Genomic DNA, 19,424 nt, shown 5'->3' on the forward strand with positions numbered 1-19,424 from the left:
CGCTCGACGTGCCGGTGGCGGGACTCGCGACGGGTGGGCGGCGGCACGAGGCGCTCACGTGGCCGGTGGGCGAAGCGAGCAGCGTGGCCGGTGGGCGAAGCGAGCAGCGCGTGCCCGGCAGTTGGCAAGCGGGGCGTGGCCGGCGGGCGAAGCGAGCGACGGGTGGCCGGCGGGCGAGGCCAAACGGCCGTGGCAGGTGCACGACACGAACGGCGAGCCACCACGCGACGCGGACGGCACATGGCCGGCGCGACCGTCAGTGCGACAGACCCGGCCGGGCCTTCCCCGCGCTGCCCTCGGCCGGCCAGTCCAGGTGCAGCCGCGCGAACAGCAGCGCCTCTGCCAGCATCTCCCGCCGCGCAGCCGGCGATCCGGCCCGCCGCGTGTTGACTTCCAGCACGACCTGGCCGTCGAACCCGTTGCGCGCCAGCATCTCGCACAGCTCCGCGCACGGCTGCGTGCCGCGGCCCGGCACCATGTGCTCGTCCTTGGGCGCGCCGGACCCGTCGGCGAGGTGGATGTGCCGCAGACCGTCGCCCATCCGCTTGGCGAGTTCCAACGCGTCCATGTGCGCGGCGGCCGAGTGCGACAGGTCCAGCGTGTAGTTGGCGTGGCCCACGTCGGTCGGGTCGATGGACGGCTTGAAGGCCGTCATCTGCACCGAACGCCCGCGGCCCAGCGGTCGCCGCACCGGGAACATGTTCTCGACCGCGATCGCGATGCCGCTTTCGTCCTCCAGCGAGGACACGAGGTCGGCGAACCCGTCCGCGTACTTGCGCTGCCACCGGAACGGCGGGTGCAGCACCACGGTGGGCGCGCCGAGATCAGCAGCGGCCTGGACGGACTTGCGCAGGCGCTCGGCCGGGTCCGGCGACCACACCCGCTGCGAGATCAGCAGGCAGGGCGCGTGCACTGCCAGCACCGGCTGGCCCGATCGGGACGACAGGCGGTCGACCGCGCGGATGTCCTGTGACACCGGGTCGGCCCACACCATCAGCTCGACGCCGTCGTAGCCCAGTTCGGAGGCGATCTCGAACGCCGCTCCGGCGGGCTGCGGGTAGACCGACGCCGTGGAAAGCCCGACCGGGATGCGGGCGGTCAACTCTTCACCAGCAGCATCGCCGCTGGTGAGACGGTCACGATTAGGCCCACGAGCACGGCCAGGACAGTGGTTTGGAGGTCGTCCGCTCGGCGGATCTTGCGAACCAGCAACACCAGACCCACGGTAACCGCAAGCGCCACGACGAGTGCGGCGGCGGGTGCGGAGCGCCACAGGAAGTTGAAGGCCAGCCACAGGGCCGCGCCGCCGAGCACGCCGACGGCGAGCTGGCCGATCATGATCAGCCATTCCTTGCCCGGCGACCGGGCCGGCTCCTCCTCCGGCTCTTCCTTCGCCTCGTCGGCGTCGTCGAGACCGGCCGGACCCTCGTCCTCGTCCTCGTCCTGCTCGTTGTCCTGGAGGTAGTCGTCCTCCGCGCGGTAAGCGGCGTACTCCTGCGAGTCGTCGTCCACGTACGGGCCGGGGTGGGCCGCGGTCGACTCCATCGGCGGCATGGCCAGGTCGGTCTGGGCGGCCATCTCCTCGTCGGAGAACCAGGCGTCGGGCTGGTTGTTCGGCAGCGGCTCCGGCAGCTTCGGCGGAGCGGGCGGCACGATCAGCACGGACTCGGTCTCGAGCGCGGCGATCTGGTCGACCGGCGCCTTGGCCGGGATGCGCGGGAGCTGCTCGGTCATGGCCTCGCGCGGAGGCATACCGGGCTTGGGCGGGGTGGGCAGCTGCACCGACGGCGGCACCGGCTTGGGCGGCCGGGTGATGTTGGTGCGCGACGGGGCGGGCGGGGCACCGCCGTCCAGGCGCGAGCTGTCCAGCCGCGCGCCGACGTCGGGCCGCGGCATCTCCGGACGCGAGGGCGCCTCTGGCCGTGCCGCCTCCGGGCGAGGCAGGTCGGACCGCGACGGCTGGTCGCGCACCGGCGGCACCTGGCGGGTCTGCTCGGCGGCGGCGGGCGGCGGCGTCGCGGGAGGGCCGGGTCTGCGGACCTGCGGCGGTTGCGCGGGCGGCGCCACCGGCGGTTTCGGCTGGTAGGCGGTGCGCTCGGCGACCGGGGGCGGCGCGACGGGCTTCGCGACCGGCGGCGCGGGAGGTTCGGGGGCCGCGCGACGGCCGGACGGGGCGTCCTCGTCGCGGATCGCCATCAGCCTGCCGCTGTCGGACAGCACCCGCTCGATGATCGTCTGGGGCGCGGTCTCCGGCTGCTGGACGTCGTCTTCGTCATCAGCCGCCCGGCGGCGTCGCCGACGTGGCGCACTCTCCGAGCTGCCCCCGTACTGGGCGAGCAGCTCAGCGACTGTGCGCTGCGTCTGGTCCGATCCGCTCTCTCGACTCATCAACTCCACCGTGCCCCGGTCTGGCCAGTCCGTCCAGTATCGCTCTGGTCCGTCCCATCAGTGTGGTCCAGCCGTCGGAGGATGACACCCTCCCGGAGGGCCCAGGGGCAAATCTCCAGCTGCGTGAGTGACAGGGCTCGCATCGTTGCCTCCGCGACCAGCGCCCCCGCCACGAGCTGGTGCGCGCGCGACGTGCTCACGCCTTCCAGCTCGGCGAGGTCACTGGCCGACATCCGGGAGATGAACGCGATCAGCTGCCGCAGGCCCGCGTCGGTGAGCACGCGACGTGCCCTGGGCCCGGCAGACGATGGCGCGGCCCCGGTGAGCCGCGCCAGCGTTCGGAAAGTTTTTGAGGTTGCAACCACCCGATCGGGTTCACCCGCGCGTTTCAGCTTCCGCGCCACGGGCGCGAGCTGCTCGGCCAGCCAGTCGGTGGTCTCGCGGACCTCGGAGCGCCGGGGCGGGTCCTTCTTGAACCGGGTCCTCGTCAACCGGCCCGCGCCCAGCGGCACGGAGAAGGCCATGTCGGGGTTCTCGTCGCGGCCGACCGCGAGCTCCAGCGAGCCGCCGCCGATGTCGAGGCACAGCAGCCTGCCGGCGGACCAGCCGTACCAGCGGCGGACCGCGAGGAAGGTGTACTTCGCCTCGTCCTCGCCGGACAGCACCTGGAGATCGACGCCGGTCTCGGTGCGCACCCGGTCGAGCACCTCCGCGGAGTTGCCCGCCTCGCGCACCGCCGAGGTCGCGAACGCCATCAGATCCTCGCAGCCGGACCGCTTGGCCGACTCCTTCGCGCCGGCCACCGCGCGAACCAGCTGGTCAGCGCCCGCCTTGGTGAGCAGCCCCTTGGGGTCGAGCTGCTCGGCGAGCCGCAGGATCGTCTTCTCGGACGTCATCGGGATGGGGTGGGCACCACGATGCGCGTCCACCACGAGTAGGTGGACGGTGTTGGAACCCACGTCGAGAACGCCCAGGCGCACGCCGGAAACGGTACCTGGTCGTGTCCGTCAGGACTCGAACTTGTAACCGAGACCCCTCACGGTCACCAGGTGCCGCGGTGCCGACGGGTCCGGTTCGATCTTCGACCGCAGCCGCTTGACGTGCACGTCCAGCGTCTTCGTGTCGCCGACGTAGTCCGCACCCCACACGCGATCGATCAGCTGACCACGCGTGAGCACGCGACCGACGTTGCGCAGCAGGTACTCGAGGAGGTCGAACTCCTTGAGCGGCAGGCTGATGTCCTGACCGCCGACGGTGACGACGTGGCGCTCCACGTCCATCCGCACCGGGCCGGCCTCGAGGATCTGCGGCAGCAGGTCCTCGGACTCACCGCCGCGGCGCAGCACCGCGCGGATGCGGGCGATGAGCTCGCGGGCCGAGTACGGCTTGGTGACGTAGTCGTCGGCGCCGAGTTCCAGGCCGACCACCTTGTCGATCTCGCTGTCGCGCGCGGTCACCATGATCACCGGCACGGCCGAGCGCTGCCGGAGCTGCTTGCAGACGTCGGTGCCGCTCATGCCGGGGAGCATGAGGTCGAGCAGCACGATGTCGGCACCGTTGCGGTCGAACTCCTCTAGCGCCTCCTGGCCGGTGGCCGCGAGCGCCGCGGTGAACCCTTCCTTGCGCAGCAGGAAGGCGAGCGGATCGGCGAAGGACTCCTCGTCCTCCACGATGAGCACCCTGGTCACAGCTCTCCTCCAGTGTCACCCGCGCCGGTGGGGACGAGGGTCGGGTTGGGTTCGGTCGCCGCGGCCGGCAGCCGCAGCGTGAAGGTGGACCCCGTTCCTGGCAGGCTCCACAGCTTCACCTCACCGCCGTGGTTGGCGGCGACGTGCTTGACGATCGCGAGCCCGAGTCCGGTGCCTCCGGTCGCCCGCGAGCGAGCCTTGTCCACGCGGTAGAACCGCTCGAAAACCCTGGTCTGCTGGTCTTCGGCGATGCCGATGCCGCGGTCGGTCACGGCGATCTCGACGTGCCCGTCCACCAGTCGGCGGCTGACACTCACCGGACTTCCGGGCGGCGAGTACGCGACAGCGTTGTCCAGCAGGTTCGTCAACGCCGTGACCAGCAACGACCGGTCACCCGGCACGACGAACCCGCTCGGCTCGTCGGTGGTGATCGAGATGTTGACCGACTCGGCGGCGAGCTTGGACCGCGACAGCGCCTCGTTGATCACGACGTCGATCTCGGTGTCGGACAGCTCCGGCAGCTTCTCCGCGCCCTGCAGGCGGGACAGCGCGATCAGCTCGGTGACGAGCGTGCCGAGGCGGGTCGCCTCCTGCATGATCTTCGCGCTGAACCGGCGGACCTCTTCCTGGTCGTCGCTCGCGTCCAGCACGGCCTCCGCGAGCAGCGCCAACGCGCCGACGGGGGTCTTGAGCTCGTGGCTCACGTTGGCCACGAAGTCGCGGCGCGTCTTCTCCAGCCGCACGGCCTCGGACTCGTCCGTGGCGTCGACCACGATGAACGTCTCGATGAGCTGCCGGACCTCGGCGTGCACGGCCTCTGGCTGCCTGCCACCGCGCTGACCGTCCAGCGGGGAGAGGTCGACGTAGACGACCTCGTTGCTGTTCCGGACGGCTTCCGCGGCCTTGCGCGCGCGGTCGTCGACGCGGTTGTTGCGAACGACGCCCAGCTCTTCGGCGCGAGGGTTGTGCAGCACGACGTCGCCGAAGTGGTTGAGCACCACGATGCCGTCGTGGGAGTCCTGGATGATCTGCTGGATCAGGTCGCCGACGGTCAGGCCGTCCGGCTTTCTCGGGTGCCGTGGAGCGGTGAACCGGCCGATGAGGAAAGCGGCCATCGCGCCGATGAGCGCGAGGCCGATCGACACAGCGAGGTAACCCGTTGTGGTCACGAAGCGAATGGTAAGCAGCTCAGAGGTGTCTTGGCCTAGTACGAGAGCGTGAACCGTGATACCTGCGACACCTCAGTGGACGGTTGTTCCCGCCCTGGTCAGGCCCCGTTCACCCAACCGTGTCCAAAGACGCGAAAGGCGCACCCGAACTGCGGGTGCGCCTTTCTCACGACGTGGTCAGCGACCCTGGTTCGCGACCGCCGCAATGGCGTCCTTCGCGGCGTCGGGGTCGAGGTACTCGCCACCCGGCTTGAGCGGCTTCAGGTCCTCGTCGAGGTCGTAACGCAGCGGGATGCCGGTCGGGATGTTCAGCCCCGCGATGGCCTCGTCCGAGATGCCGTCGAGGTGCTTCACGAGCGCGCGCAGCGAGTTGCCGTGCGCGGCCACCAGGACCGTCTTGCCGGTGCGCAGGTCGGGGACGATCGACGACTCCCAGTACGGGATCATGCGCTTCACGACGTCCAGCAGGCACTCGGTCAGCGGCAGGTCGGGGCCGAGGTCCGCGTAGCGCGGGTCGGCGTCCTGCGAATACTCGCTGCCGGGCGCGATGGGCGGCGGCGGGGTGTCGTAGGACCGGCGCCAGAGCATGAACTGCTCCTCGCCGAACTCCTCCAGCGTCTGCTTCTTGTTCTTGCCCTGCAACGCGCCGTAGTGGCGTTCGTTGAGGCGCCAGTCGCGGCGGACCGGGATCCAGTGCCGGTCGGCGGCGTCGAGCGCCAGGTTCGCGGTCATGATCGCCCGGCGCATCAGGCTGGTGTGCAGGATCTCCGGCAGGACACCGGCTTCGCGCAGCAGCTGGCCGCCGCGGCGGGCCTCCCGCTCGCCCTTCTCCGACAGGGGAACGTCCACCCAGCCGGTGAACAGGTTCTCCGCGTTCCACGTGCTCTCGCCGTGGCGGAGCAGCACCAAGGTTCCGACAGACATGGCAGCTAGCCTGCCATGCCGACCCTCCTGCCGTACCCCGGCCGGTCGCCGTGATCCACGCCATGTTCCTCGTCGGTGTCCATGTGGATCTCCAGGCCGTCCGGGTCGGTGAAGACGAGCAGCCAGCCGATGCCGGCCTCGATCTCCGGGGAGTGCGGGATCCCGAGCGCGTCGAGGTGCTCGATCCACTCGTGGAGGTCCTCGCGGGTCGCGACGGCCCAGTTGACCGGGTCGAACCCCGCGATGGCCCGCGCCTTCTCCGGGTTGAGGCGGAGACCTAGGCCGGCCGCCCCGTTGCCGACATGGCCCGCACGCGCCTGCTGGTGCGCGACGCGGGCCACCGGCTGTTCGCGCGCGACGGGTTCGTGGCGACGACGATGCGCAAGATCGCGTACGAGGCGAGCGTGTCCGAGCGGACCGTGTACGCGCACTACCGGAACAAGGTCGAGATCTTCCAGGACGCGCTGAACGTGGCCATCGCGGGCGACGAAGAGCCCGTGGCGATGCGCGACCGCCCGGAGTTCGCGGAGGTGCTCGCCACTCCCACGGCGCGGGAGATGATCGCGGAAGCGGTGCGGCGCAACGGCTCGATCCTGGAGCGCGCGGGCGCGTTGATCATGGCGGGCATCGAGTCGTCCGGTGCCGACGCGGACATGCGGCGGATCTCCTACGAGTGCGAGCACGCGATGCGGGCGAACTGCCTGGCGCTCGCCGAAGCACTCATCGGAACCGGTGAGGTGCGGGCGGAACTGGACGCGGACGGGGTCGCGGACGTGCTGACGACCATGCTGTCGCCGCACGTCCACCACGTCCTCGGCTGGCGGGCCGATCGCTATCAGGCGTGGCTCGCCCACACGTTGCAGGCCTCGTTGCTGCTCGACCGATGAGTTCTCGGCTCACCCGGCGTCAGTACCGGTATGAGCGATGCGAACAACGGCCTGGGCAAGGTCGTGGTGAACAGGGCGATGTCGCTGGACGGCTTCATCGCGGGCCCCGGCCACGACATGGGCTGCCTCGTCGAGCACCTGAAGGACAACCCGTTCCCCGAGGTCGAGGCGGAGTGCGGCGCCATGCTCGTCGGCAGGGGCACGCACGAGGTCGCCAACCGGATGGCCAAGCACGACCGCGACTACGACGGAGGACCGGTGTTCGTCCTGACGCACCGGCCACCGGACGAACCGGAGCCCGGCGTCACCTTCCTCAGCTGCGATCTGACGGAGGCCGTCGCCACGGCACGGGCAGCGGCGGGCGGGCTGAACATGGAGATCCTCGGCGCCGACCTGGCCAGCCAGTGCCTGCGGCAAGGGCTCGTCGACGAGGTTCTGGTGTACGTCCTGCCGATGCTGCTCGGTGACGGCGTGCGCTTCTCGACTTCGGATCTCGGCAGGATCGACCTGGAACCGTTCGCCAACACGCAGTCGGGTGCCATCACCGTGCTGCGCTTCCGGGTGCGGAAATGACGAAGCGCCCCGGCACAGGCGTGCCGGGGCGCTCAACGCACGATCAGGCCTGTTCGCGGGCCCGCAGGTCCTTGCGCAGGATCTTGCCGGAGGCCGACTTCGGGATCGCCTCGATGAACTCGACCACGCGGACCTTCTTGTGCGGCGCCACGTGCGCGGCCACGAACGCCATCACCGCGTCGGCGTCCAGGGACGACTCGGCCTGCCGCACCACGAAGGCCTTCGGGACCTCCTCGCCGTCCGCGTCGCGCACGCCGATGACCGCCGCGTCGGCGATCTCGTCGTGGGTCAGCAGCACGGCTTCGAGCTCGGCCGGCGGGACCTGGTAGCCCTTGTACTTGATCAGTTCCTTGACCCGGTCGACGATCGAGACGATGCCGTCGGCGTCGATGACCGCCACGTCGCCGGTGTGCAGCCAGCCCTCGTCGTCGATGGTGGCGGCGGTGGCGTCCGGGTTGTTCAGGTAGCCCTTCATGATGTTCGGGCCCTTGCACCACAGCTCGCCGCGCTCGCCCACGCCGACGTCCGCGCCGGTGGCCGGGTCGACCAGGCGGCACTCCAGGTTCGGGATGATCACGCCGACCGTGCCGATCGAGATGTCCTCGCGGCTGTCCGGGATCGCGTGGCTGACCGGTGACATCTCGGTCATGCCGTAGCCCTGCGCGACCCTGCAGCCGATGCGCTTCTTCACCGCGTCGGCGAGGTCCTCGTCCAGCGGCGCGGCACCGGAGAAGAGCATCTTCATCGGGGACAGGTCGTAGTTGTCGATGATCGGGTGCTTGGCCAGGGCGACGGCGACCGGCGGCGCGATGTAAACGCGGTCGGTCTTGTGCTCGGCGATCACGCGCAGGAACTCGGGCAGCTCGAACTTCGGCAGCGTCACGACCACGCCGCCGATGTAGAGGCCGTTGTTCATCAACACCTGCATGCCGTAGATGTGGAAGAACGGCAGCACCGCAAGAATTCGCGTGTTCGGGCCGACATCCGAAAGAATCGGGCCGCACTGCACGAGGTTCGCGACCAGATTGCGGTGCGTCAGCATCACGCCCTTGGGCAGCGCGGTCGTGCCGGACGAGTACGGCAGCACCGCGATGTCCTCGGCCGGGTCGATCTCGACCTCGGGCACCGGGTGGTCGTTCGCCAGCAGTTCCGGCAACGACGGGTAGCCCTCGGCGCCGTCCAGCACGACGACGTCGGTCACGCCCGCCTTCGCGGCGCCCGGAGCGGCGTTCGGCAGCAGCACCGACACCGTGAACAGCATCTTCGCGCCGGCGTCGTGCAACTGGTGCGCGACCTCGTCCGGCGTGTAGAGCGCGTTGATCGTGGTCGCCGTGGCGCCCGCGCGCAGGATGCCGTGGAAGACGACGGCGTAGTACGGCGTGTTCGGGCTGAGGATGCCGACCACGTCACCCTTGCCGATGCCCCGCGCGGCCAGTGCCGCGGCCATCCGGTCGATGGCGCCCGCGAGCTGCCCGTACGTGAGCGAGGCACCGGACATGCCGTCGATCAGCGCAACCCGGTCCACCCGGTCGGCGATGTCGCCGAACAGCAGCTGGTGCAGCGACACGTCAGGGATCTCGACATCGGGGAACGGACTGCGAAAGACCATGCGGCGACCTCATTCACTCGCTGTACACCCAGCCTGTGGGCACATCGTGAGCCAGGCCACTGGACAGGTCAAGGACTGCTCGATCGCTACAGAGGCGTTACTTAGCGCGCCTAATTACACTCGAATGGAGTAATACAAGCACTTGTGAACGCAATGATGTATCTGAGAAGTTGATACCGCCTCCGCGAGTCGGCTCCCACGCTTACTCGACGAGCGCGAGGCACCTTGCGCGGTTCGTCATCCCCCGTCGGATCGCGTGGCCCGCTTGGGATCCGCAGACTCCCCCCGTCCACGGATCCACTGCAGCGGGGACCTTTGACGCGGGACGGCTCGATGCGACTCCCCCTCTCTTCCGAGCCGTTCCGCGCATCAACAAAGGCCACTCTCAGTAGAAAATGATCAGGCGGCTTCGTTCGTTCGAGTGACCCGCTTCCGGCGTCGCAGCACGTAGATCACCGCCGCCGCCGGCACCGAGAGCACCAGCACGAACGGCAGCAGCGCGCCGACCGCCACGGTGATCCACCGCAGGAGCTCGACCACCGCGTCCCACCCGCCGAGGAACGCACCGACGAACCCGGCCTTCTCCGGCTCCGGCGGCGCGATCGGAGTGGTGCTGACCTGCACGGTCAGGGTCGCCAGGGCCACCTTGCCCTTCAACGACTCCGCGCGCCGCTGCACCGACTCGAGCTCGCTCTGCCGCTTGGTCAGCTCACCCTCGATCTGCGCGATCTCGGACGTCGTCCCGGCCCGCTCGAACAGCACCCGCAGCCGCTCGACGCTGGCCTTCTGCGTCGCGATGCGGGCCTCGGTGTCGACCAGCTGGTCGGTGACGTCCTCGCTGCGCACCTCGCTGCGCGTCACCTTTCCCACGCTCTTGAGGTCCCCCACGATCTTGTCCAGCTCAGCTGACGGCACGCGCACGGTCACCGACCCGCGTTGCTCGGTCGAGTTCTCCTGTCCCGCGAACCCGCCGGCGCCCTGAGCCCGGTTCTTCACCTCGTTGATGGCGTTCAGCACGTTGTCGCTGACGAGATCAACGGTGGCCGTGCGCACCAACTGCCGTTCCTGCTGCTGCACCGGCTGCACGGCGGCCGGCGCCGGGGCGTTCTCCTGCCCCGGCTTCTGTTGTGGCGCGACGTTCTCCTTCGCCACCTGCGGCGTGGCGGCGTCGTACGCCGCCGATCCGCCCGAATTCTTCGAGCTGCCACACCCCGCGGAAACCAGGGCCAGCAACGCGAGTCCCACCCAAACCACTGGTCTACCCATGCCCATCGGACGAGTCAGAGCGGACCAGGGGTTGCCGTCGAGATCCGAACTAGTCCGAAACGAGATGTTGGAAGGCCTGCAGGTTCGCGAGCGACTCGCCGCGGGACACCCGCCACGCCCACTCCCGCCGGATCGCGTCGGCGAACCCGATCTCGAGCAACGGGTTGAAGTCGCCGTCGGCGGCCTCCAGCACCTGCCCGAGCACGCGGTCGAGCTCGTCCGCGGTCACGGCGTGCTTGCCGACCCGGCCGACCAGGTAGATGTCACCCTCGGCGTCGATCGTGTAGTGCACGCCGTAGAGCCGGGCGTTGCGGCGCAGCAGGAACCGGTAGACGTCCTCGAACGACTGGTCGGGGCGCCGGCACACGAACGCCTCGACCAGCAGCGCGTGCGTCGTCTCGACCAGCCACACGTTGGTCTGCAGCTTCTTGGTCCCCGGCAGCGTCACGAAGAACTTGCCCTCTTCGCGGCGGTCGTACTTCAGCTCGCGTTCGTCGAGAAACGACTTGATCACGCTGTCGACGCTCAAATGAAAACCTCCCGGCGGAACACCTCTGCCGCCTCTTGATACCCCGCCAGCAGGGCGTCAGTCGTGCGGTCCCACGAGAAGCGTCGCGCATGCCCCACGGCGTTGCTCGCCAGGTGCTCCCGCTGCGGCAACGCGACCTCGCTGATCGCCGCGGCCCACGCGCCCGCCTCGTGCCCGTGCACGAGCACCCCGGACATCCCGTCGTTGACCGCCACCGGCAGCCCGCCGACGGCCGCCGCGACCACCGGCGTCCCGCACGCCTGGGCCTCCAGCGCCACCAGCCCGAACGACTCGTTGTAGCTCGGCACCGCCACCAGGTCGGCGGCCCGGTAGACCTCGGCCAGCGTCGGCCCCGGCTGCGGCGGCAGGAACCGGACCACGTCGGTGATCCCGAGCTCCGCGGCCAGCTCTTCCAGCGCCTTCGGACGCTCGGTGCCGCTACCGGACGGTCCGCCGACGATCAGCACGACCAGCCGCGACCGCAGCCCCGGATCGCGGACCAGCATCTCGGCGGCCGCGCGCAACAGCACGTCAGGTGCCTTCAACGGCTGGATCCGGCCGACGAACGCCAGCACGATCGCGTCCTGCGGGAGCCCGAACCAGTGCCGGGCCTTGGCGCGGTCACCCGGCGTGAACCGGTCGAGGTCGACCCCCGGCGGCACGACGGCGACCTTCGAGGCGTCGGCGTCGTAGAGCTTGATCAGCTCGCTGGCCTCGATGTCGGTGTTGGCCACGAGCCGGTCCGATTCGCCGACCACCTGCTCCTCGCCGATCACGCGCATCCGCGGCTCCGGCGCGTCGCCCTCGGCCAGCGCCAGGTTCTTGACCTTGGCCAGCGTGTGCGCGGTGTGCACGAGCGGCACGCCCCAGCGTTCCCGCGCGAGCCAGCCGACCTGGCCGGACAGCCAGTAGTGCGAGTGGATCGCGTCGTAGTAGCCGGGCTCGTGCCGTGCCTCGGCACGCAGCACACCGGCGGTGAACGCGCAGAGCTGACCGGGCAGCTCCTCCTTGCCCAGGCCCTCGAACGGCCCGGCCGCGATGTGCCGGACGTGCACGCCTGGCGCGAGTTCGGCGACCGGCGGCAGCTCCGACGACGTGGCACGGGTGAAGATCTCCACCTCGACGCCGCGCTGAGCCATCCGCGTGGCCGTCTGCACGATGTAGACGTTCATCCCGCCCGCGTCACCCGTGCCCGGCTGCTCCAGCGGCGACGTGTGGACCGAGAGCACTGCCACGCGCTTCATGAGGCCACCCGCTCGAGGTCTTGAGCGAACCGCACGGGCCGCTCCAGGAAGGGCGCGTGCGCGGTGTCGGGGTACAGGCTCAACTCGGCTCCGGGGATCAGGGCGGCGGAGTACTCGGCGGCGGCAGGGGCCACCACCTCGTCTTGAGTTCCGTGCACCACGAGGGTCGGCACGTCGACGGCGGTCAACACGTCAGCGCTGCCCACATCTCTGCGGAACAGCTCACCTCGCACTTTAGGGCTCACCGAGGTGGCGGCGGCTGTGAGTTCGGCGACCGTCTCAGCAGGTAGCGCGGGTGCCATGGCCTGGCAGAACTTCGCCATCACCTCGTCGTCGGTGATGGCACCCGGCAGTGCGGCGCGCATCACGGGCCCGGTCTCGCCTCCTGGGCGACCGCGGCCGATCTCGGTGATCGCGCTCACCAGCACCAGCGCGGTGATCCGCGCGGTGCCGTGAAAGCGCAGGTAGTCGGCGATGACCAGCCCGCCGTAGGACCAGCCGACGACGGTCGCGGACCCGGTGTGAGCCAGCACGGCGTCGAGGTCGGCGGCCCACTGCGCGGAGTCGCGGTAGTCGCCGAAGTCGTCGGACTCGCCGTGTCCGCGCAGGTCAACGGCGTACGTCCGGAAGTCGGGGAGATCCCAGACCGCGCCCGTCTGCGCCCAGCCGTGGACGAGCACCACCGGCGGCGCGTCGAGCGGTCCTGCCGCACGGACGGCCAGTCGTCCCCCGCCGGCCGCCGTCACGTGTGTCAGCTGCACACATGCACAAACGACCACGTCGGAGCCCGCATTCCCGCTGGCCCGAACGACACGCGGGGACCTTTCGCACTCTCCTGGAGCACGAAAGGTCCCCGCGTACTACGAACCGGTCCTACTTGATCGCCGACTTGCTCTTCCACTGGTCCCAGGGGATCTGCCAGTCGTACCAGTCGAACTGCGCCGGCAGCGTCGTGATGGAGCCGGTCACCTCGACCGGGTCGCCGACCAGTGCCGAGTCGAAGTACGCCTTGGCGTCGGCTTCCAGCAGGTTCGCGCAGCCGTGCGAGGTGTTGTTCTTGCCGATGTTGCCCGCGTTGTCGTTGTTCTCGTGGATGAACTCGCCGTGGTTGGAGAACCGGACGGCCCACTTCTTGACGACGTTGGTGTAGCCGTAGCGCGGGTTGTCGAACGACCACGTGTCGTGCTTCGACATGACCACGAACGTGCCGTTCGGCGTGGTCAGCTCGGGGTCGGCGTCCTTGCCGAACGACGCCGGGTACGAGGCGACCTGCTGGCCGTCGCGCAGCACCACGAGCTGGTGCGTCGGGTTGTTGATCTGCACAACCTGGTTGCGGCCGATCTGGAAGTCGCTGGTCACGTCGGCCTTGCCGAACGCGCCACCGCCGTAGTTCACGCCGTAGAGCTTGGCCTCGACCTTGATCGTGGTGTTCGCCGGCCAGTACTTCTCCGGCCGGTAGTGCACTTCCTGGGCGCTGAGCCAGGCCCACGTGCCGGTGATGTTCGCCGAGTTGGTGACCTTGAGGGCCTTCTCGACGGTCGCCTTGTCCTGGACCGGCGCCTCGAACTTGACCATGATCGGCGCCGCGACGCCGACCGTCTGACCGTCACCCGGCCACAGCGTCGCGCGGGTCTGCGAACCAGGCGCGACGGTGGTGAACGAGCCCTTGAGCTCGACCGGTTTGCCGTTGGCGCCGACCGCCTTGCCGGAGTAGCTGTACGTCTTGCCGTAGCCCAGCGGCTCGGCGACGGTCCAGCCCGACTTGTCCTCGGTGAGCGTGCCCTTGACGTCCTTGCCCTCAGGCGACTTCAGCGCCACGGACTCGATCGTCCCGTCCACCACGGTGACCTGGACCTGGGACGTGACCTGCACGTCCTTGGTGCCGTCCGCCGGGGACAGGGTGACCTTCGCGTCCGGCTTCGAGGTGTCCGAGTTCGGTGAGCCCGCCACGACACTCGAGCAACCGGTCAGCAGCGTCAGCCCGGCGACCAGCGCGACAAGTGTTCTCTTCACGGTTTCGACCTCCCACCATGGTGGACGTGCAGGACCAGGGACGGTGCGAGTGACGTCGGTCACACCCGACGCGAAAGCCTACGATCGAGATCGTGAATCGACCTGTCGCAGTAGTGACCGGAGCCAGCGCCGGCATCGGCGAGGCCACCGCGCGGCGCTTGGCCGCCGAGGGTTTCCACGTCGTGCTCGGCGCACGTCGCCTGGACCTCCTCCACGTTATCGCGAAGGAGATCGACGGGACGGCCATCGAGCTGGACGTCACCGACGAGGCCTCCGTCGCCGCCTTCGCCGAGCGGGTACCCCAGGCTCAGGTGCTCGTGAACAACGCCGGTGGCGCGCGTGGACTCTCACCCGTGGCCGAGGGTGATCCCGCCGAGTGGCGCTGGATGTGGGAGGCGAACGTCCTCGGCACCCTGCTGATGACCAAGGCGTTCATCCCGAAGCTGATCGCGTCCGGGGACGGGCACATCGTCTCGGTGACGTCCGTCGCGGCGTTCGAGGCCTACGACAACGGGTCCGGGTACACGAGCGCCAAGCACGCCCAGTCGGCGCTGCACCGGACGTTGCGGGGCGAGCTGCTGGGTCAGCCGGTGCGGGTCACCGAGATCCAGCCCGGCATGGTCGAGACCGACTTCTCGGCCAACCGGTTCGGCGGCGACACCGAGCGCGCGGCCAAGGTCTACCAGGGCCTCACGCCGCTGACGGCCGACGACGTGGCGGACGTGATCGCGTTCGCGGTCACCCGGCCGTCGCACGTGAACCTCGACACGATCGTGCTCAAGCCTCGTGCTCAGGCCTCCGCGACTCGGGCACACCGGGAGTGAGCAGCTCCACGTCGAGCTGACGCAGGACGGGCTCGACGGGGTTCGCGAACCCCGTCGAGCCTGATCCGGCGACGTACAGGCCCACGACCCGGTTGTCGGCGTCCACCAGCACCGCGCCACTGTCACCGTGGTCGCCGAAGCGTTCGGCCGACTGCACGCGGATCTGGTCGCGCAACGTTCTCGTGCCGAGCCCGTCGCCGAAGTCCAGCTTCAGGGTGGCGTCCGTCGACGCGATCACGCCGTGGGTCAGACCTGTTGTCCGGCCGTACTTGCGGACCGTCGAGCCGATCGTCGCCTTGGCCGCGCCAGTGATCGCGCCGATGTCGAGGACCTCCGCGCGAAACGGCCGTGCGCCCATCCTCAGGCCTGCCGCACTGACCGCACCCGCCAGCGCCGCCCGGTCCAGCACGGCCACCTGATCGGCGCCGGGGTACCCGCCGTCCACTCTGGACGGATGCACGAACTCATCGCCCACCGACCACGAGTCGTCGACGCAGCCGACGTGGAAAGTCGTGAGCCCCAACACCTTTCGCGCGGTGTCCTTGGTCACCACGAACGCGCCGAGCGTGCCGGCGATCACGTACTCGCCTGCTTTCTCGACCTCGGGTGGCACGACCCGGAACGACCGCGCGGGGCCGATGCTGATGCCGCCGCGCAGCACCGGATGTCGTTCCGCGACAACGGGTTCGGCCTGTGAGAGTCGCGCTCGGTGCAGCACGATCGACTCCGCCACGACGTCGGTCGGGACGCCGCCGACCTCGGCCGGGATCTGCTGCGGGTGCAGCGGTCCCTTGGCGCACACGTAGACCACGATCGCGGCCTTGCCCGTCGGGCGTCCGGCGGTGTACTTCTCACCGATGTCGACGCCGATCACGCCCGGCCGGGCGAGGAAATCTTCTTCGACCATGCGCTTGATCGGCCTGATGACCTCGCGCGCGTCGTCGTCGAGGTAGCCCATAGCGACCTCCGTTCCGCCCCACGGGCCTGTTTCACAGGTCCGTGTCCGCGATAGCCGGGCTGAGGCGGCCCGTGGGGGGCACGGGCGGCCGACCCGAATACAAACCGGTATGCGGGTCGGCCGCCCGCACCGCCAGGGACCACCTCAGCCGCGACTCTCATCGAACGAGACCTGTGAAACAGGCCCTATGTCAATGAAACACGGGCGGTAGCGGTTCGTCACATAGAGTCACTCGAACAGACCTACAGCTGAACACCTACGAAGACCGGTTCCGGGTGCAGTTCCACGCCGAACGCCGCCCGCACGCCGTCGCGCACCTCGCGCGCCAGGTCGAGCAGGTCCTCGGTGGACGCGCCGCCGCGGTTCGTCAGCGCCAGCGTGTGCTTGCTGGACAGCGACACCCGGCCGCCGGGGCCCTGGTGGCCCTTGCGGAATCCTGCGCGTTCGATCAGCCACGCGGCCGAGAGCTTCTTCTGGCCGGTACCCGCCGGGTAGACGGGGACGTTCACGTCGGCGCCGAGACGTTCGGAGATCCGGATCAGCACGCTGGTGAACGTCGAGTCGTCGATGATCGGGTTGGTGAAGAACGAACCCGCGCTCCACGTGTCGTGGTCGGCGGGGTCGAGCACCATGCCCTTGCCGCGACGCAGCTCCAGCACCGCCTTGCGGGCCTCGTCGGCCGGGACGCGATCACCTTGCGCCACACCGAGAACGCGCGCCAGCTCGGCATAGCGGATCGGTGCGGACATGCCGCCGGCGGTCAGCGAGAACCTGGTGCGCAGCACGACCGCGTTGTCCGTGCCCTTCAGCACACTGGTGCGGTAGTCGAGGCCGAGCTTGGCGGCGGGCACCTGGTGCACCTTGCCGCTGCGCCGGTCGAGCAGGTCCACCGACTGCAGCACCTGGGAGATCTCGACGCCGTACGCGCCGACGTTCTGCACCGGCGTGGCGCCGTTGAGGCCGGGGATGCCGGACAGGCACTCGAGGCCGCCGAGCCCCTGCGCGACCGCCTCGGCGACGACCGCGTCCCACTCCTCGCCGGCCTCGACGGTGAACTGGACGATCCCGCCGCCCAGCGGGTCGAGCCGGAAACCCTTGGTGGCGACGTGCACCACGGTGCCGTCGAAGCCGCCGTCCGAGATCACGAGGTTCGATCCGCCGCCGAGCACGAGGACGTTCTCGTCGGTGGCGGCGTCGGCTGTTCGCACGGCTTCGACCAGCTCAGCGGCGGTCGTGGCGTGGACGAACCGCGCGGCCGGGCCACCGAGTCGGAGCGTGGTGCGCTCGGCCAGAGGTACGGACTGCGTGGTGGTCACAGGCGTCAACGGTAGCCTCCGCGACATGGCACGCCGCATCGAGCACCACACCACCTCACCCCATTCGGCGGAGAAGGTCTTCGGCGCGATGGTCGACGAGACCTATCTGCGGGACCGGCTGGCCGCGGTCGGCGGCAACGACGCCGAGCTCGTGACGTTCTCCTCCGCTGGTGATCGCACGTCGTACCAGCTCAAGCAGGGTGTGCCCGCGGAGCACCTGCCGTCGATCGCCAAGTCGCTGCTCGGCGGCGACCTCGTGATCCAGCGCATGGAGAACTGGGCGGCCGGCGCTGGCACGGTCGAGGTGACGCTCAACGGCGTGCCCGGCCGGCTCGACGGCGCGTTCACCATCACGGACAACGGTTCCGGCTCGAAGCTCACCCTCACTGGGGAGGTCAAGGTCAGCATCCCGCTCATGGGCGGCAAGCTCGAGAAGCTGATCGCCGAGCAGGTCGCGGTGCTGCTGGACAAGGAGAGCGAGTTCACGTCGGAATGGCTCGCAAACCGCGGCTAGCGGCCGGCCGGGCCCGTGCGCTCGGCCTGCCGACGCGCGGCACGACCAACCCGAACCGCCTGCGCAGGGTCGACCGGTGGATGACCGGGACGCTGTCGGAGTTCTTGGCTTCGGCGGCCGACCCGCTCGTGGTCGACCTCGGGTACGGCTCGTCGCCGATCACCACCGTCGAGATGGCCCTGCGGCTGCGGACGGTCCGTCCTGACGTGCGCGTGCTCGGGCTGGAGATCGACCAGGAGCGGGTCGACGCCGGCAAGGCGGTGGCCGATCCGCCGTTCCTGGACTTCCGGCGCGGTGGCTTCGAACTGGCCGGAGCGCGGCCGGTGTTGTTGCGCGCGTTCAACGTGCTGCGGCAGTACACCGAGGAGCAGTCGTTCGAGGCGTGGGACACGATGCTGGCGCGCATGGCGCCCGGCGGGTTGGTCGTCGAAGGCACGTGTGACGAGATCGGCCGCCGCTGCACGTGGGTGACGTTGTCGTCGGACGGGCCGCAGACGTTCACGCTGGCCTGCAAGCCGTCCGGGATCGAGGTGCCCTCCGACCTCGCCGAGCGGCTGCCCAAGGCGCTGATCCACAAGAACGTGCCCGGCGAGCGCGTGCACGCGTTGCTGACCGAGCTGGACGCGTGCTGGGCCACTGCGGCGCCGTTCGCTCCGTTCGGGCCGCGGGCGCGGTGGGTGGAGTCGGCGCGGTTGCTCGCGTCTCGTGGCTGGCCGGTGGTCGACGACCGCCGTCGTTGGCGGCTCGGGGAAATCTCGCTCGAATGGGCGGCCGTCGCGCCCTAATGTGGGTTTGTGGACTTCGTCGCGCAGATCGAGAGCCAGGCTTCGTTGATGCGTTCGGCCGCCCTCAAGGCCGGTCCGGACGCCGCGGTCCCGTCCTGTCCCGAGTGGACGGTGCTGGGCCTCGTGCGGCACATGGCGGAGGTGCACACGTGGGCGGCGCAAGCCGTCGTCACCGCACCCGACGAGGGCCGGCCGAAGTGGCCGAAGGCTCCCGAGGACTTCGACGAGGCGCTCACCTGGTGGGACACCGGGCTTTCCGGGCTCGTCGAGCGGCTGCGCGAGGTGCCGCCGGACCGTCCCGCGTGGACGTTCTCCGGCCCCGGGCTCGCGGGCTTCTGGTCGCGCAGGCAGGCGCACGAGACGTCGATCCACCGCCTCGACGCCGAGCTCGCGACCGGCCACGAACTGCCGTCGCTGGTGTTCGACCCGGAGTTCGCCGCGGACGGGATCGACGAGTACCTCACCGTGCTGGTGCCGCGCCGGGTGGAGCTCGGCAACCTCGTCGGGGCGACCGGCCGGCTCCTGGTGCACGCCGCCGACGCGGGCCGCACGTGGGAGGTCCGGCTGACCGCGGGCGAGCCGCTGGTCGTCACCGCCGTGCGGGACGCGGCCTTCGACGAGGACGCCACCCTCGCGGGCACCGCCGACGCCATCTACCGCGCCGTCTACCGTCGTCCGAACCACGCGATCGTGTCAGGCGACCAAGCCCTGTTGGCGGGGCTGCCGACGCCGTGAAT

General features: G+C 69.9%; 21 protein-coding genes. 6 read left to right on the forward strand and 15 right to left on the reverse strand.

Annotation, left to right across the window (positions count from 1 at the left end; all coding sequences use genetic code 11):
- Positions 1-256 precede the first annotated feature (256 nt).
- The 7 genes from DI276_RS43425 to DI276_RS43455 form a co-directional block, all read right to left on the reverse strand.
- Positions 257-1,102: a sugar phosphate isomerase/epimerase family protein gene (locus tag DI276_RS43425; protein ID WP_112275076.1), complete on the reverse strand. Its 846-nt coding sequence runs from the start codon at positions 1,100-1,102 to the stop codon at positions 257-259.
- Positions 1,099-2,388 carry a hypothetical protein gene (locus tag DI276_RS43430; protein ID WP_112275078.1) on the reverse strand — a complete coding sequence of 430 codons (1,290 nt, stop codon included), beginning with the start codon at positions 2,386-2,388 and terminating at the stop codon, positions 1,099-1,101. Before DI276_RS43430 ends, DI276_RS43425 begins: the two co-directional genes overlap by 4 nt.
- Positions 2,388-3,368: a Ppx/GppA phosphatase family protein gene (locus DI276_RS43435; RefSeq protein WP_112275080.1), complete on the reverse strand. Its 981-nt coding sequence runs from the start codon at positions 3,366-3,368 to the stop codon at positions 2,388-2,390. Before DI276_RS43435 ends, DI276_RS43430 begins: the two co-directional genes overlap by 1 nt.
- Positions 3,369-3,395: 27 nt before the next feature.
- The gene (locus DI276_RS43440; RefSeq protein ID WP_053737067.1) at positions 3,396-4,076 is read right to left on the reverse strand and encodes a response regulator transcription factor; all 681 of its coding nucleotides are present in this window, start codon (positions 4,074-4,076) and stop codon (positions 3,396-3,398) included.
- On the reverse strand, positions 4,073-5,245 hold the full coding sequence (locus DI276_RS43445; RefSeq protein WP_198681266.1) for a sensor histidine kinase: 1,173 nt from the start codon (positions 5,243-5,245) through the stop codon (positions 4,073-4,075). Before DI276_RS43445 ends, DI276_RS43440 begins: the two co-directional genes overlap by 4 nt.
- 177 nt (positions 5,246-5,422) lie before the next feature.
- Positions 5,423-6,169, reverse strand: coding sequence for a phosphoglyceromutase (locus tag DI276_RS43450; protein ID WP_112275082.1), 747 nt, complete (start codon positions 6,167-6,169; stop codon positions 5,423-5,425).
- A 5-nt stretch (positions 6,170-6,174) separates the two neighbouring features.
- The gene (locus DI276_RS43455) at positions 6,175-6,510 is read right to left on the reverse strand and encodes a VOC family protein (protein ID WP_198681267.1); all 336 of its coding nucleotides are present in this window, start codon (positions 6,508-6,510) and stop codon (positions 6,175-6,177) included.
- Between DI276_RS43455 and DI276_RS43460 the strand changes: the two genes are divergently transcribed.
- Both DI276_RS43460 and DI276_RS43465 read left to right on the forward strand, forming a co-directional pair.
- Positions 6,472-7,056, forward strand: coding sequence for a TetR/AcrR family transcriptional regulator (locus DI276_RS43460; protein WP_112275084.1), 585 nt, complete (start codon positions 6,472-6,474; stop codon positions 7,054-7,056). The two genes, DI276_RS43455 and DI276_RS43460, sit on opposite strands and share 39 nt — an antisense overlap.
- 30 nt (positions 7,057-7,086) lie before the next feature.
- On the forward strand, positions 7,087-7,629 hold the full coding sequence (locus DI276_RS43465; protein WP_112275086.1) for a dihydrofolate reductase family protein: 543 nt from the start codon (positions 7,087-7,089) through the stop codon (positions 7,627-7,629).
- Positions 7,630-7,672: 43 nt separating this feature from the next.
- Here the strand turns inward: DI276_RS43465 and DI276_RS43470 are convergent, their stop codons facing one another.
- The 6 genes from DI276_RS43470 to DI276_RS43495 form a co-directional block, all read right to left on the reverse strand.
- Positions 7,673-9,238, reverse strand: a complete 1,566-nt coding sequence (locus tag DI276_RS43470) for an AMP-binding protein (protein ID WP_112275088.1) — start codon at positions 9,236-9,238, stop codon at positions 7,673-7,675.
- A 399-nt stretch (positions 9,239-9,637) separates the two neighbouring features.
- The gene (locus DI276_RS43475; RefSeq protein WP_157985322.1) at positions 9,638-10,492 is read right to left on the reverse strand and encodes a DUF4349 domain-containing protein; all 855 of its coding nucleotides are present in this window, start codon (positions 10,490-10,492) and stop codon (positions 9,638-9,640) included.
- A gap of 61 nt (positions 10,493-10,553) precedes the next feature.
- Positions 10,554-11,033, reverse strand: coding sequence for a type III secretion system chaperone family protein (locus DI276_RS43480; protein WP_112275093.1), 480 nt, complete (start codon positions 11,031-11,033; stop codon positions 10,554-10,556).
- Entirely contained in the window at positions 11,030-12,277 is a 1,248-nt protein-coding gene (gene mshA / locus DI276_RS43485) for a D-inositol-3-phosphate glycosyltransferase (protein WP_112275095.1), read from the reverse strand. The genes DI276_RS43480 and mshA overlap by 4 nt, the downstream gene beginning before the upstream one ends.
- Positions 12,274-13,038, reverse strand: coding sequence for an alpha/beta fold hydrolase (locus DI276_RS43490; protein ID WP_112275107.1), 765 nt, complete (start codon positions 13,036-13,038; stop codon positions 12,274-12,276). Before DI276_RS43490 ends, mshA begins: the two co-directional genes overlap by 4 nt.
- A gap of 112 nt (positions 13,039-13,150) precedes the next feature.
- On the reverse strand, positions 13,151-14,290 hold the full coding sequence (locus tag DI276_RS43495; protein ID WP_112275109.1) for a L,D-transpeptidase: 1,140 nt from the start codon (positions 14,288-14,290) through the stop codon (positions 13,151-13,153).
- A gap of 92 nt (positions 14,291-14,382) precedes the next feature.
- Here DI276_RS43495 and DI276_RS43500 point away from each other — a divergent pair, with 92 nt between their 5' ends.
- Positions 14,383-15,114 carry an SDR family oxidoreductase gene (locus DI276_RS43500; protein ID WP_112275111.1) on the forward strand — a complete coding sequence of 244 codons (732 nt, stop codon included), beginning with the start codon at positions 14,383-14,385 and terminating at the stop codon, positions 15,112-15,114.
- On the opposite strand, the gene DI276_RS43505 is transcribed toward DI276_RS43500, so the two are convergent.
- Positions 15,068-16,072, reverse strand: coding sequence for a chymotrypsin family serine protease (locus tag DI276_RS43505; protein WP_112275113.1), 1,005 nt, complete (start codon positions 16,070-16,072; stop codon positions 15,068-15,070). The two genes, DI276_RS43500 and DI276_RS43505, sit on opposite strands and share 47 nt — an antisense overlap.
- Positions 16,073-16,314: 242 nt before the next feature.
- A complete protein-coding gene (locus DI276_RS43510; RefSeq protein ID WP_232837317.1) occupies positions 16,315-17,415 on the reverse strand; it encodes a UDP-N-acetylmuramate dehydrogenase in 1,101 nt (366 codons plus the stop codon).
- On the opposite strand from DI276_RS43510, the gene DI276_RS43515 reads away from it, so the two are divergent.
- From DI276_RS43515 to DI276_RS43525, 3 genes are read left to right on the forward strand one after another with little or no spacing between them, the layout of a single operon-like run.
- A complete protein-coding gene (locus DI276_RS43515) occupies positions 17,414-17,902 on the forward strand; it encodes a DUF2505 domain-containing protein (protein ID WP_198681268.1) in 489 nt (162 codons plus the stop codon). The genes DI276_RS43510 and DI276_RS43515 overlap by 2 nt on opposite strands.
- On the forward strand, positions 17,881-18,687 hold the full coding sequence (locus tag DI276_RS43520) for a class I SAM-dependent methyltransferase (RefSeq protein ID WP_112275117.1): 807 nt from the start codon (positions 17,881-17,883) through the stop codon (positions 18,685-18,687). Before DI276_RS43515 ends, DI276_RS43520 begins: the two co-directional genes overlap by 22 nt.
- Positions 18,688-18,696: 9 nt before the next feature.
- Complete coding sequence (locus DI276_RS43525; RefSeq protein WP_232837318.1) at positions 18,697-19,422, forward strand: maleylpyruvate isomerase N-terminal domain-containing protein; 726 nt, start codon at positions 18,697-18,699, stop codon at positions 19,420-19,422.
- Positions 19,423-19,424 lie beyond the last annotated feature (2 nt).

It is taken from the genome of Lentzea terrae, assembly GCF_003265345.1.
Classification (GTDB): domain Bacteria; phylum Actinomycetota; class Actinomycetes; order Mycobacteriales; family Pseudonocardiaceae; genus Lentzea; species Lentzea terrae.

Coding starts and splice junctions, on each gene's coding strand:
- DI276_RS43430 (WP_112275078.1), bottom strand. CDS start 2,388: ATGAGTCGAGAGAGCGGATCGGACCAGACGCAGCGCACAGTCGCTGAG.
- DI276_RS43450 (WP_112275082.1), bottom strand. CDS start 6,169: ATGTCTGTCGGAACCTTGGTGCTGCTCCGCCACGGCGAGAGCACGTGG.
- DI276_RS43460 (WP_112275084.1), top strand. CDS start 6,472: ATGGCCCGCACGCGCCTGCTGGTGCGCGACGCGGGCCACCGGCTGTTC.
- DI276_RS43465 (WP_112275086.1), top strand. CDS start 7,087: ATGAGCGATGCGAACAACGGCCTGGGCAAGGTCGTGGTGAACAGGGCG.
- DI276_RS43470 (WP_112275088.1), bottom strand. CDS start 9,238: ATGGTCTTTCGCAGTCCGTTCCCCGATGTCGAGATCCCTGACGTGTCG.
- mshA (WP_112275095.1), bottom strand. CDS start 12,277: ATGAAGCGCGTGGCAGTGCTCTCGGTCCACACGTCGCCGCTGGAGCAG.
- DI276_RS43505 (WP_112275113.1), bottom strand. CDS start 16,072: ATGGGCTACCTCGACGACGACGCGCGCGAGGTCATCAGGCCGATCAAG.
- DI276_RS43515 (WP_198681268.1), top strand. CDS start 17,414: ATGGCACGCCGCATCGAGCACCACACCACCTCACCCCATTCGGCGGAG.
- DI276_RS43510 (WP_232837317.1), bottom strand. CDS start 17,415: ATGTCGCGGAGGCTACCGTTGACGCCTGTGACCACCACGCAGTCCGTA.
- DI276_RS43520 (WP_112275117.1), top strand. CDS start 17,881: ATGGCTCGCAAACCGCGGCTAGCGGCCGGCCGGGCCCGTGCGCTCGGC.